Origin of the sequence: Paenibacillus sp. FSL R7-0297 (assembly GCF_038009025.1) — a bacterium.
GTDB lineage: Bacteria > Bacillota > Bacilli > Paenibacillales > Paenibacillaceae > Paenibacillus_AQ.
Window position 1 is genome coordinate 4,151,605 of the sequence record NZ_JBBPAQ010000001.1, and the last position, 13,574, is coordinate 4,165,178.

Sequence of the window (13,574 nt, forward strand, 5' to 3'; positions counted from 1 at the left end):
AATGAGGTATATAAGATGAACTTAAATAATGCATAAAAGGGCAGGAGTCGGAGGGGAAGTTTGGAACTGTAGGAGCGGTAGCGGCCGGAAGTCCAAACATTCCCCGTAGTTACGACCATAACCCAAATGACAATTTAAAGTTCAGCTTATTTAGAAAGGAGGAATAACTTATGCCGCTTCCAGTACTGAACCTGGATGATCTTGGCTTTGACCAGCTTGTGGCGGATGCCAAAACACTGATTCCGCTCTACGATCCGGATTGGACGAATTATAACCCCTCCGATCCCGGTATTACACTGGTGGAGCTGTTTGCCTACTTCAGTGAAATGGTCCTCTACCGGATTGACCAGGTGACGGACGAGAGCAAGCTGCAGTTTCTCAAGCTGCTGGGGATAGCCCTGGGTGAAGAGGAGGAGCTGACAAGCGGAATACGCCGCGGGGCGAAGCAGTTCTCTGAATGCCACAGGGCCGTAACGGCAGAGGATTTCCAGCTGCTCTCCAGGCAATGCCTGCTGGAAATCCCGGGCATTCTGGACACGTATCCCGACCTCAAGGTACGCACGCTCTGTCTGATTAATACGGATATGGAGAACGGCACCGGAGGGAGTAAGGAAGCCTTCGGGCATGTCTCCGTGATTCTGGTGCTGCAGACGGAGAATCAGAAGGATCTGCTCCGGGAAGTCGCGGAGATCAGACAAAGTGTAAAGGCTTATCTGGATGCCCGCAAGCTGCTGACAACCCGTGTCCATGTGGTCGAGCCCGATTACCGGGAGGTTGTGATTGAGATGACGGTTTCTTCCAGGAACAAAAACATCGGCAGCATCGTTAACGACAGCATTGTGCAATTTCTGGACCCGGTAAGCGGCGGAGAGGAAGGCCGGGGCTGGTCTCCGGGAAGAAAGCTGTATGCCTCGGATCTGTATCATCTGGTCGAAGGGATAACCGGAATTGATCATGTGACGAGTGTGACGCTGGACTCTCCCGACCTGCTGCCGTTCCAATTATTTAAGCTGAAGGACCTGAAGATTGAGGTGGAAGCATGAGCAGTCAGAATGATTACAGGTACGTACAGTACCTTCCCAGAGTGTTCCAGCAGAAATCAGGGGAATCGGATGAACATTATTTTCTGGGACGTTTTCTGAGGGCCTTTGAAGCGATGCTCTCCGGTACAACGGAAACGGCCGGCGAATCAGCGGGGATTGAAGCGCTGCTGGATGAGCTGCATCACTATTTTGATCCGGAGCTGGCGCCTTCCCAATTTCTGCCCTGGCTTGCAGGCTGGGTAGGCCTCCAGCTTGCTGAGGGTGTGGAATACGACGGAGAGCAGGATAACCAGGAACGCACCCTTGCCCCGATGCAGATTCTCCCGCTTGCGGAGGCCCGCAGCACAGTCAACCGTAAGCTGCTAGGCAGTATTGTCCAGCTCTACAAGAAACGGGGTACCCTGGACGGCTTGGCGGAATATCTGCAGGTCTATGCGGGTGAAGAGGCTGCCATTCAAATTCATAATTATGAGGAGCCTGTACGTTGCGGCATTGCCCAGCGTGTAGGCATCAATACGATGGTTGGAGCGGCAGAGCCGAGCTATTTCTCCGTTCATATCATCCTTCCGGCATACAGCCGCAGTCTTCTGCAGCGCAAAGTGCGAAACCTGCAGGAGGTGATCCGTAAGGAGAAGCCATTTTACACCAATTCCATCCTGAATATAGAAGTTCCGCAGATGTGCCTGGGGGTCTATGGGCGCGTGGGCATGGAGACCTTACTCGGGGGTATGACAGAGCAATAGAGATTATAGATCGGGAGGCAAGCGAATCATGGGAAAAGAATTAAAACGGATGCGTTACTTTGACGGACTCTTCCTGAATGCGGAGGATTACAAGCTCGATCAGGATTTCTATCTGCGCCTGCAGCGGCTGCATAACCGTTATCTGCATACCTGGGGCATTGTCTGCGGACTGAAGGTGCTGCCGCTAGTGGACCAGGCGGAATACATGAAGGTGAAAATTGCCGAAGGGCTTGCACTGAATCAGGTGGTAGCCGAGGACCCCAGCAGCGGAAAGCGCGAGAGCATCAGCCAGGAAATTCTTATGTATGAGGGACATCCTGACAATCCAGTGGATCTCTCCGAGTACAATGCCAATGAAAGCATATATATCTGGGTCAGCTATGAAGAGGTCGAGGCTGAACGCAATATTGAGCGGGGCCAGGGGCAGGAGATTCACATCTGGGAGCGGGGCAAGATCGGCCATGGTACCGTGAAGCCCGGGGGCACTGACAAAATCCTCCTGGCCAGGGTGGTTCCCCGCAAGCAGGACAATGGGATTGTGATCGACAGTGCGTGCATATTCGATTATGACAGTGATGCAGCCCGCACACCGCTGAGGACCTACGCAGGCGCTGCCGGCAAGAAGCTGGTGACGGAGAAGCTGGTGATCAAGGCTAAAAGTGAAGACAGCATGGACAGCACAGAGCTGAATGAGGCAGCTCTGGCTGCCATGCCGTCCGTATATACGCTGCAGGAAGGCAAGATGCTTGAGGTCAACGCAAAAGAAACGCATTTCACCGGAGCCATTAGCATTGCCGGAGATTTGACGCTTGAGGGAGAGCTCATCCTGCAGAGCAAGGATAAATCTCAAAGTGAAATGCGGATCATGAACAGCTTCGTCGAGGTGAACAGCCCGAATACCGATGATCCGGACTATGAATTTCCCGGTCCGCGTGACGGCGGTCTGGAAGTCTACCGCGGGGATGGCGGCACGCATGACGCGCGGATTGTATGGGTGGAAGCGGATCAATGCTTCAAGGCAGGGATCGGCTCGGATCTGAAGAAGATCGCCTATGGCAATGAGTGGGATAGCCTGATCAAATATGAATTTGCCGATCTGCTGCACCGGCACAGCAAGCTGTCGTCACCGGGAGGTCTCTCCTTCGGCTTCACGGGCGCAGACAAGGTCTATAGCGATGCTGATCTGGCGCTTAAGGATGACAAGATCCTGTGGCTGAAGGGAACGAACCCGGACACTATCGACAGCTCGCATGGTCTGGGCTGGTTCGGAACCGGTAAGCCTTTCGCTGCTGCTGCGGTGGACGGCCCCGTATTATTCGGGGGCAGCGGCGGGGTTCTTGGCACCAGAACGGTTAACAGCGACGGCTCCCGGACAGACAAGCCGGTGCTCTCCTGGAATAAGAACGGCTATGTCGGAGTCGGGCCGCAGAAGGTGCTGGAGGATTCTCTGGATGTCGATGGCAGCGTGCGTATTCTCAGCGGCAGGAACCCTGTCCGCTTCACCTCTGCGTGGACAGGCTTCCCTGATAACCAGATCAACGGAGCCGAGATCAGTAACGATATCACGGACCACAAAGCGCTGATGATTGTCGGCAATCAGTCTGCCGGGCAGGGGCGGAAGGTTGCCGTCTGGGACCGGCTTGATGTGAACGGATTTCTGTATGTTAACGGTAAAATGCAGGCCTCACAGGAGATTATTCCGAGTGCGGGCAACGGCGCGCATAACGGCATTATCTTCCCGGCAAATCCGGGCGGCGGCGGTTCAGATCTGGCGTGGATCAAGTACTATCCGCGGACCGGAGAGGATTGCACGCTGGAAATCGGCACCTCCAATGACGGCAGTGACCATATCTCCCTGAATGCCTCCGGCAATGTGGGCGTAGGGACACTGACCCCGGCGGATAAGCTGGATGTGGCCGGTGAGCTGCGTGTCCTGAGCGGCCAGAATCCGGTCCGCTTCACCTCCAGATGGTCAGGCTTCACGAGCCAGTCTGTGAATAATGCCGAAATCAGCAATGATACCACCAGCTATAATTCACTCATGATTGCAGGAAACGGAAAGTCGGGATCACGCAGAGTCTCCATCTGGGACAATCTGGATGTGAACGGCTTCCTGCAGGTGAACGGGGGCGCCCTCATCAAAGGGGATCTCCAGATTCAAGGCAGCATCAAAACAGATGTGTTCAACTTCGCCGGAAAATTCAAAAAGCTGGATGTGGCCGAAGAATTTGCTGCCATTGTCCGCTGTGCCGATTTCTACATCGGTTATCCGGGCCGCCGTGGAGCTCCCGGCAGGGCACTGGTCGATAACGGCAGCCATCTGGTGCTCAATTACGGCAACGACTGGTCCTATGCTTCTGTTCACAGCAGTCTTGAAGTGAGAAATGCCCTGATCCCGAGCGCGGGCAGCGGCAATAACGGTATCATCTTCCCGTCAGATCCCGGCGGCGGCAGCGGTGACTCGGCCTGGATCAAGTATTACCCGACCAGCGGAGAGAACTGTGTGCTGGATATCGGAGTATCCAATGATGCCGGTGACCGCATCTATCTGCATGCCAGCGGCGGTGTCTATGCCAACGGCAGCATGTACTGGTGGTCCTCACGTGAGCTGAAGGACAATATTTCGGATATCCCGGTCAAGGAAGCGAAGCAGCTGCTGGACGGGCTGAATCCGGTCTCTTTTAAATACAAGGGAAGCACGAAGCAAAGAACGCTGGGATTCATTGCTGAAGAAGTGCCGGCAGTTCTGGCCGACCCTGACCAGCGGGCGATCAGCGGTATGGACATCATTGCCGTCCTCACCAGCGTAATGAAGGATCAGCAGAAAGCGATCGCGAGAATGCAAAAACAAATCGACACCCTGAAGGGTGCTTAATCCATAGGAGGATGAACTCATGAAAGAACAATTGGAAGCACGAATGAATGAACTGAAGGCAGAGCTGGAATCCGGCCGGCAGATGATCCAGGAGCTGGACGAGAAACGTACCAATCTGGGGTATACCCTGACGCGGATCAGCGGGGCCATCCAGGTGCTGGAAGAATTGATTGCCGCAGAAGAAGAGTCCGTTCAGGCCTGATCAGGCAGTACACATGAAGAGCCGGGAGGAGTGGGATTGTGCCAAAGGATATGAAACGCATGAATTATTTCAACGGGCTGCTGCTTAAGGAAGAGGATCTGACGCTGGATCAGAATTATCATAAGCGCGTGCAGCGGCTGCATAACCGTTATTTTCATGATTGGGGAGTCGTGGACGGCCTTAAGGTTACCGGGCGGGACCTGACCAAAGTTGAGATTGCTCCGGGATTTGCCCTCAACCGTGTTACCGATCCGGAGAACAATGAAGAGATCAGTCAGGAAATTCTGGTAAGTGACGCTCACCCGGGCAGGGTGCTCGATCTTTCGGGATACAGCACCTCGGACCAGATCTATATTTCGGTCAGCTATAAGGAAGAGCTGGCAGATCCCGATCTTATCAAGGGGGGAGGTCAGGCGATTCATGTGCTGGAGCTTGCGGACATCCAGGCCAGCTCCAAGAAGCCTGCAGATGTATCCAAGAATATTCTGCTGGCCCGTGTAACCTTGACGCATACTCAGGATGGAGCCTTGAGCATTGATCAGATCTATGAGACGGATGTTGACGGATCGGCGCTGGTGACCCGGGCTGTAGGCGGGACCAAGCTGAAGGCGGATAAGATCATTATCGGCTCCAAGGAGGACCCGGAGATTCCTTTCCTCAGCAATTCGAAGGATGAGGACGGGGAGGAAGGGAACCGGCTTAATGTTCACGCTGCACAGACAGAATTCACGGGGAATATCCGCGCGGGAGCCATCAGCACCTATGGTGATGTGGATGTAAACGGGGGGCTGTCCGTTACCTCCGGCAGTGAGAAGGTATTCAAGGTCAATGATTCCGGCGATATGGAAATTGCCGGTGCGGTCACTGCCGAGGGCCCGTTCTCTGCCAAGAGCGGGATCGAAGTCAGCGGGGGGATGGCGATGCTGGATGTCCCCCAGCTGGTGATTGGCGGAAGCAAGGTTACACTCAATCAGAATGCCGCAGAGGAAGACAGAATGGGCATTGAGATTCTGCGTAAGGATCAGCCCGGCGCCAAGCTGCAATGGGATGAGAATAATCAAGGCTGGATGATCGGAACGGATCTGAAGGAGGGCGACAAGACCAGCGGCATGTTCAAGGTCGCCTATGGGGCAGACTGGGAGCAGCTGCATCACGGAGCGAATGCGGATAGCCTGCATACCCACAGCCAGCTGAATGCTGCGGACGGCAAGCCGGTACTCCGCACTGACGATCAGGGAAATATCCTGGTAGACAGGGGAATGAGCGTATCCGGAACGCTTGTGTCCGGCAAGGATGGTCTTGAAGTCTTCCGCGGGGCAACGCTGCCGAATGCCAAAATCGCCTGGAATGAGGCGGCGCAATCGTGGCAGATCGGCACCGCTAACGGGGATATGACCGATATCCCGGACGGGAAGCAATGGGAAGAGCTTACCGGCGGCAGTCATAATGCAGACAGCCTGCATACCCACCGGCAGTTTCACAATGAAGATAAGAGCCTGCTGGCCCTGGAGATTGGTGCGGACGGCAATGTGAATATTCCCCATGAGCTGATGGTCGGCGAGACGCTGACCGTGAACAAGCTGATTGTCAGGGAAGAAGAGGTCGTGATCAGGAAAGTTGAGCAGGAGGTGGCAGACAGCTTCCTGACCGTGAACAAAGCGGAGGATCACACGGCCTTAGGCAGCAAGGGGGGGCTGGATGTATACCGGGGCAGCCAGAATCCGCAAGCCCGTATGGAATGGAATGAGACGGACCGCAAATGGAAAATCGGACTTGAGGGCAGCATGTCGGATATTCCGTATGGCACGAAGTGGGACTCGCTGACGAACGGCTCTGTGGCCGATACGTCCCACAAGCACAGCACACTGAGTACACCATCCGGCGGAACCATTCTGTCGGCTGACGGGCAGGGGAAGCTGTCGGCATCCGGGAATCTGGAGATTGGCGGTACCCTGCTTGCCAAGGGCAGTGCGGATCTTAAGGCCGACCTGAAAGTGGGCGGTTCCGCTACAATTGAAGGGGATCTGACGGTAAAGGGCACCACTACATTCGTCAAAAAGGAAGATCTGGTGGTGGTCAGCAACCGGATTGAGATGAATAAATTCGAAGGCAACAGTTCAGCCCTGAAACAGAGCAGCATCGAGGTCTACCGGGGCAAGCTGAATCCAAGCGCCAAGCTGCTCTGGGATGAGACGGAGGGCAGATGGAAGCTGGGACTGGGGGATGAGCTGTCCAATATTGCCTACGGCAGCAATTGGGACGCGCTGACCGGGGGAGTAAGCTCCGATGCCGATGGCCTGCACCGGCATAACTCCCTGAGTGACAGCGAAGGTAACACGGCGCTTCAGACCACTTCCGATGGTGATATTGAGATCATTAACGGGGCTGAGGTGCAGGGTACACTTACGGTCAACAACGGGGCAGATATCAGCGGCGGCCTGGCGGTTCAGGGTCAGGTGCGGGTAGACGGCAACCTGATTGTCAAAGGCACCACAACAACCGTTGAACGTGAGGATCTCGTTGTCACCAACAACATCATCGAGATCAACAAGTTCGAAGGCGACTCGCCGCCTGCGAACGAGAGCGGGATTGAGGTCTACCGTGGAGAATCGCAATCGGCGGCCAGAATGATCTGGAGCGAAAGTGAGCGGAAATGGAAGATCGGCATTGGCACTGCACTCGAGAATGTCGCAAGCGGCAGCTCCTGGGACAAGCTTACCCAAACGGGAAATGCAGATTCTCTGCACATCCACAGCCAGCTCTACAATCCGCAGAATGACATACTGGCGCTTAGTGCCAGTGCCGAAGGCGATGTGGATGTCCATCATGATCTGACGGTCGGCAGCAGCCTGACGGTAGCCGGCGACCTGGAGATCCGGGGGACCTCTGCCAATATTGCTACGGATGAGCTGGAAATCGGCAGTCCTTGGATTACGATCAATAAGGATGCCGATGCGGTTACCTCGCTTTCCGGCGGCGGCTTGGAGATTTACCGCGGCGCTGGCGAGACGCCGGCCAAGCTGTCCTGGGACGAGAATAAGGACCAGTGGCAGCTTGCCACACCAACAGACAGTGCTGCATTGGTTGTGGATTCCTCAGGCAATGTCAGTGCCTCCGGCGGAGTGAAGGCTGTAAGTGCCGTGATCTCCGGGGGATTGACGGCAGCAAGTGCCGCAATTGCCGGAACGGTGACAGTCGGAGACGGCATAGAGGTTATGCAGGGGACAGAGACCAGTGCACAGATCAAGTGGGCGAAGGACCGCTGGAAGCTGGGAACCGCCGGCAAAACGGTGCTTAGCCTGACCCGCAGCGGAAAGATGGGAGTGGGCACCGATAATCCTACCGAAGTACTGGATGTGGCGGGCAAAGCGATCTTCCGTACGGAGACAGAGGTCTCCGGGGCCGCTTCCTTCTCAGGCAAGCTTACCGCACACAGTGAGGCGGCGTTTGACGGTGATGTTACGTTTAACAAGGGATTGAAAGCGGTCAATGCTGCAATTAGCAATAATGTATCCGTTGGCGGCAATGTGGTGGCCGGAGGCTTTGAAGCCCCACGCGGTCTGGACAGCAACGGGGAGAAATTGCCGAATGCCCGGATTGTCTGGAATAACGAGCAGAAGGCCTGGTTCTATGGCGACGGGGATACCCTCGCGGAATTCGGGACAGGCAAGGGCGGCCAGAACAAGCTGTTCAATTCCCTGGGCAATACCATTGCTGTGTATTCGGATGCCCAGGGCAATGTAGGGATCGGAACCACGACTCCGCTGGCGCTGGTCGATGTCAAGGTATCCAGTGGAGATACTGCGTTCAGTGTAACCGGAGCCGGCAATGTCGGTATAGGGACCTACAATCCTGGAGCCAAGCTCGATGTTCAAGGCAATGCGGCGGTCAGGGGCGATCTCAGTGCAGTAAGTGCCGTTTTGTCCAAGGATTTGACTGTGAACGGCAATTTGACCGTCAATGGAGATATCGTGACGATCAATGCGGCAACCCTCGAAGTCGAGGACAACATCATAAGAGTCAACAAATATTCGCCTCAGGCCACCCCGGTTGTCAAAAATGCCGGGCTGGAGGTATTCCGCGGAGGGACTGCTCTACCCGCCCAGCTGCTGTGGGATGAGACCGCCGATGAATGGCTGGCCGGCATCTCGAACACCTTGAAGGCCATTGAATTCAAGGGCCATACCCATCCTGAGTTTGCCTCCTTGTCCGGAGCGATAACCGTGGATGCAGGTAATGTCGGGATTGGAACAGCAGCACCAACGGCCAAGCTGGATGTGAACGGCAATGTGGCTGTGAGCGGGAAGCTGACAGTTATTGATGCAGCGGTCAGCGGTACATTGACGGCTGGAGGTGCATCACTGAGCGGCACGGCCGCACTCAAGGATGTTACAGTCAGCGGGGCGTTGACTGCGAAAGATGCCACATTCAGCGGTGGGCTGACAGCAAAGGATGCAGCAGTTAGCGGGACCTTCACCGCCAAGGATGCGGCAGTCACCGGCAGTCTTACCCTCAGCCAGGGGATTGCAGTGGGCAGGGGAACAGATCCGAAGGCGCAGATCCTCTGGGATGAATCGCTGGATGCCTGGCTGGCCGGCACTGCAGGCAGCATGAAGCAGCTCTCCTACAGCGGCCATACCCACCAGGAGTTGACGGAGCTGTCCGGTGTGCTGAAGGTTGTATCCGGGAATCTGGGTATTGGCACCGCGGCACCAACGGCCAAGCTGGATGTGAACGGCAACGCGGCTGTATCCGGCCAATTGACGGTTACCAATGCTACAGTCAGTGGCTCGTTAACGGCTAAAGATGCGTCGATTAGTGGCGTATTAACGGCTCAGAACGCAACACTGAGCGGTACAGCCGAACTTAAGGATACTAATGTGAGCGGTTCTCTGACGGCTAAGAATGCCATATTCAGCGGCGCATTAACGGCTCAGGACGCATCCGTTAGCGGTACCTTCACTGCCAAGGATGCCTCAGTCACGGGCAGTCTTATCCTCAGCCAGGGGATTGAAGTGGGAAGAGGCACAGATGCCAAGGCACAGATTGTTTGGAACGAAACGAAGGCGGAATGGCAGGCTGGAATTGCGGGCAGCCTGAAGCAGTTTGCCTACAGCGGTCATACGCATCAGGAGCTTACGGAGCTGAGCGGTGTGCTGAAGGTTGCTTCCGGGAATATCGGGATTGGCACCGCTGCGCCAACCGCCAAGCTGGATGTGAACGGCAACGCGGCAGTGTCCGGGAAGCTGACTGCAGTGGATGCGGCGCTCAGCGGCGCATTAACCGCTAAGGATGCTACACTCACCGGTGCATTGGCTGCTAAGGATGCGGCACTCAGCGGAACGTTGACTGCTAAGGATGCGGCGGTCACCGCTACGCTGTCAGTGAAGGACCTTGTCCTCAGCAATAAACTGACAGCGAAGGATGCCGTAATCAGCGGCAGTCTTGTGGTCAGCCAGGGGATCGAGGTTACCCGAGGAGCGGACAAAAAGGCCCGGATTCTCTGGGATACTGCAGCCAATGTATGGCAGGCCGGTATAGAAGATACTATGCAGACTCTGGTCTGCAAGGATGCTGTCTATGATCAGCTGGTCCAGGTGGCAGGCGCAGTAACGTTGGATTCCAGCAGCAATGTGGGGATTGGCAAAACCCCAACCGATGATTACAAGCTGGATGTAGACGGTAACCTGCGGGCGACTAATTTCGCCCAGACCTCCTCCCGAACCTACAAGGAGAACATTGCCAGCCTTCCAGTGAAAAGAGCCTTGGAGCTGCTGAATAAGCTGAAGCCAGTGACCTTCAACTATAAGGCGGAGAATGCCAAGAAACAGAACATCGGTTTTATCGCCGAGGAGGTGCCGCAAATCTTCTCTACCTCCGATCACAAGTCCGTTGTGCTGATGGATATCATCGGTGTGCTGACTACTGTTGTCCAGAAGCAGCAGAAGGAAGGGCAGGATATGCGGAAGCTGGTTAAGGAGCTTCAGGTTCAGGTTGCGGCCCTGGCAGGCGCATAATCAAGAGGTATTTGTAAGCGGAATAGATACATGAAGCAGCTCCTGCAGCCATTGTGCTGCAGGAGCTTTTTACATGCATGGGTGATGTGCTGAACGCTATTTCGAGGCTTGTAGAAACACCTGATCATACCTATGCTATCGAAGCCATACGAGTATACATCGTCGGTATTCCATGGAGAACAACCTTCAGGAATTCCAGAATACATACATATAATAAATTTCAAAAAAAGTAGATTTACATAATATGGAATTTGTGCTATGTTTTCTATGAAAGCGTAACCATATTTTTAAAGGTTAATAAAGTATTTGCCATTTTATCGTAGAGAGGAAAGGTGGAAATGAAAAATTTGCTCAAGAAGGCAAGCACAATGATTCTGGCATTTACTCTGCTGCTTGGAGTGATGACAGCGCCGCCCGTTCATGCAGATAACGCACTTTTCACAATTGAAAGCGAAAATGCTCAGCTCACCTCCGATCTTCAAGTGACGACTCAAATTTACGGACAACCTAAGCCCGGCTACACCGGGAGCGGTTTTGTCTGGATGCAGAATTCAGGCACCCTTACCTTCAATGTGACGGTCCCGGAAACTGGCATGTACACGATCTCTACCCGTTATATGCAGGAGCTCAGCGCAGACGGCCGGCTTCAATCGTTGAACGTTAACGGCGTTACGAAAGGTTCGTATATGCTGCCTTACACGACCACTTGGTCGGATTTCGATTTTGGCTATCACAAGCTGAATCAGGGCAGTAACATCATCCAGCTGAAGGCAGGCTGGGGCTTCGCTTATTTTGACAGCTTCACTGTGGAGGTTGCCGATCTGGACCCCCTGGATGTGCAGCCTGTCCTCAGTGATACTCAAGCTACACCGGAAACTCAGCTGCTGATGAATTATATGACAGAGGTGTACGGCAATCATGTGCTCTCCGGCCAGCAGGAGATTTACGGGGGAGGCAATGACGGGAATTCCGAGCTGGAGTTCGACTGGATTCATAATTTAACCGGCAAGTATCCGGCTATCCGCGGGTTCGATCTGATGAACTACAATCCGCTGTATGGCTGGGAGGACGGCACAACTGCCCGGATGATCGATTGGGTGAACAACCGGGGCGGGATCGCGACCAATAGCTGGCATCTCACAGTTCCCCGGGATTTCACCGCCTATCAGCTCGGGGAATTCGTAGATTGGAAGGAAGCGACCTACAAGCCGACGGAAACTAATTTCAATACAGCTAATGCGGTAATTCCCGGGACAAAAGAGTACCAGTACGTAATGCTGGCCATAGCGGATTTGGCGGAGCAGCTGCAGATTCTGCAGGATAACAACGTGCCGGTTATTTTCAGACCCTATCATGAAGCAGAGGGCAACGGCGGGTTGAACGGGCAAGGCGCGTGGTTCTGGTGGGCCTCGGCAGGCGCAGAGGTATATAAGCAGCTGTGGGATCAGCTCTATACCGAGCTTACAGAAACCTACGACCTGCACAACCTGATCTGGACGTATAACAGCTATGTGTACAGCACTTCTCCCGCCTGGTATCCCGGTAACGATCAGGTGGATATTGTCGGTTACGACAAATACAATACCGTCTACAACCGCTATGACGGTTTGTCCGGTGTGCCCAATGAGGATGCGATTACCTCGACCTTCTATCAGCTGGTGGATCTAACTGGCGGCACCAAAATGGTAGCCATGACCGAGAATGATACTGTCCCAAGCGTACAGAATCTGACCGAGGAGAAGTCGGGCTGGCTCTATTTCCTGCCGTGGTATGGCGAGCATCTCATGAGTTCTGCCTTTAATTATCCGGCTACACTGACCACGCTATATCAGAGCGATTATGTGATTACGCTGGATGAGCTGCCTGATTTAACAATTAATGATCCAACTCCAAGCGCATCTATTACGCCTGTGAGCGCGGACTTTGATAAAGCGCCGGCCCAAGCGCAGGATATTTCCGTAGCCCTTACCTTAAACGGACATCAGCTTGCAAACCTGACGCATGGAAGCAACACGCTTGTATCGGGCCAGGATTATACGGCATCAGGCGCAACGATCGTCTTGAAAAAATCCTATCTCTCTACGCTGCCGCTTGGTCAGAATGCGATCACCTTCCATTTCAATGGAGGAAATAACGCTGTGCTTACAGTGAATGCTGCGGATAGCAGTGTACCGGTACCAGCGGGCAATTTGACGATCCAGGCTTTTAATGGCAACACCAGTGCCTCTACTAACGGAATTTCGGCCAAATTCAAAGTCGTCAATAGCGGTAATTCGGCAGTTCAGCTTAGTGATGTGAAGCTCCGGTATTACTACACGATTGACGGCGAGAAAGATCAGAGCTCCTGGATCGACTGGTCCAGTGTCGGCAGCGCGAATGTAACCAGCAGATTCGTGAAGCTGGATACCCCGGCTAACGGTGCCGAGTATGCTCTTGAAATTGGCTTCGCAAGTTCGGCTGGGACGCTAAACCCCGGCCAGAGCGCCGAAATCCAGACCCGCTTCTCCAAAACCGACTGGTCCAATTACAATCAGGCTAACGATTACTCGTTCAAGGCATCCGCTAGTCAATTTGTTAACAATGAGCAGGTGACCGGATATATGAATGGCCAGCTGGTGTGGGGGATTGAGCCTTAACACAGGTAAGGCAAAAAGGGCTGGATCGGGGTGATGCCCTGATCCAGCCCTTCTTGTT

Annotated in this window: 6 protein-coding genes; all 6 read left to right on the plus strand. The window is 54.2% G+C overall.

Features of this window, described 5'->3' with window-relative positions:
* The first annotated feature begins 170 nt into the window (after window positions 1-170).
* The 6 genes from MKZ24_RS18175 (at window position 171) to MKZ24_RS18200 (ending at window position 13,516) form a co-directional block, all read left to right on the plus strand.
* On the plus strand, window positions 171-1,043 hold the full coding sequence (locus tag MKZ24_RS18175; RefSeq protein ID WP_340785178.1) for a hypothetical protein: 873 nt from the start codon (window positions 171-173) through the stop codon (window positions 1,041-1,043).
* Complete coding sequence (locus MKZ24_RS18180; protein WP_340785180.1) at window positions 1,040-1,786, plus strand: phage tail protein; 747 nt, start codon at window positions 1,040-1,042, stop codon at window positions 1,784-1,786. The genes MKZ24_RS18175 and MKZ24_RS18180 overlap by 4 nt, the downstream gene beginning before the upstream one ends.
* Window positions 1,787-1,814: 28 nt before the next feature.
* Window positions 1,815-4,661: a tail fiber domain-containing protein gene (locus MKZ24_RS18185; RefSeq protein ID WP_340785183.1), complete on the plus strand. Its 2,847-nt coding sequence runs from the start codon at window positions 1,815-1,817 to the stop codon at window positions 4,659-4,661.
* A 19-nt stretch (window positions 4,662-4,680) separates the two neighbouring features.
* The gene (locus MKZ24_RS18190) at window positions 4,681-4,863 is read left to right on the plus strand and encodes a hypothetical protein (RefSeq protein ID WP_042237243.1); all 183 of its coding nucleotides are present in this window, start codon (window positions 4,681-4,683) and stop codon (window positions 4,861-4,863) included.
* A 38-nt stretch (window positions 4,864-4,901) separates the two neighbouring features.
* Window positions 4,902-10,880: a tail fiber domain-containing protein gene (locus MKZ24_RS18195; protein WP_340785207.1), complete on the plus strand. Its 5,979-nt coding sequence runs from the start codon at window positions 4,902-4,904 to the stop codon at window positions 10,878-10,880.
* 338 nt (window positions 10,881-11,218) lie between these two features.
* Window positions 11,219-13,516: a glycosyl hydrolase gene (locus MKZ24_RS18200; protein ID WP_340785210.1), complete on the plus strand. Its 2,298-nt coding sequence runs from the start codon at window positions 11,219-11,221 to the stop codon at window positions 13,514-13,516.
* Window positions 13,517-13,574 lie beyond the last annotated feature (58 nt).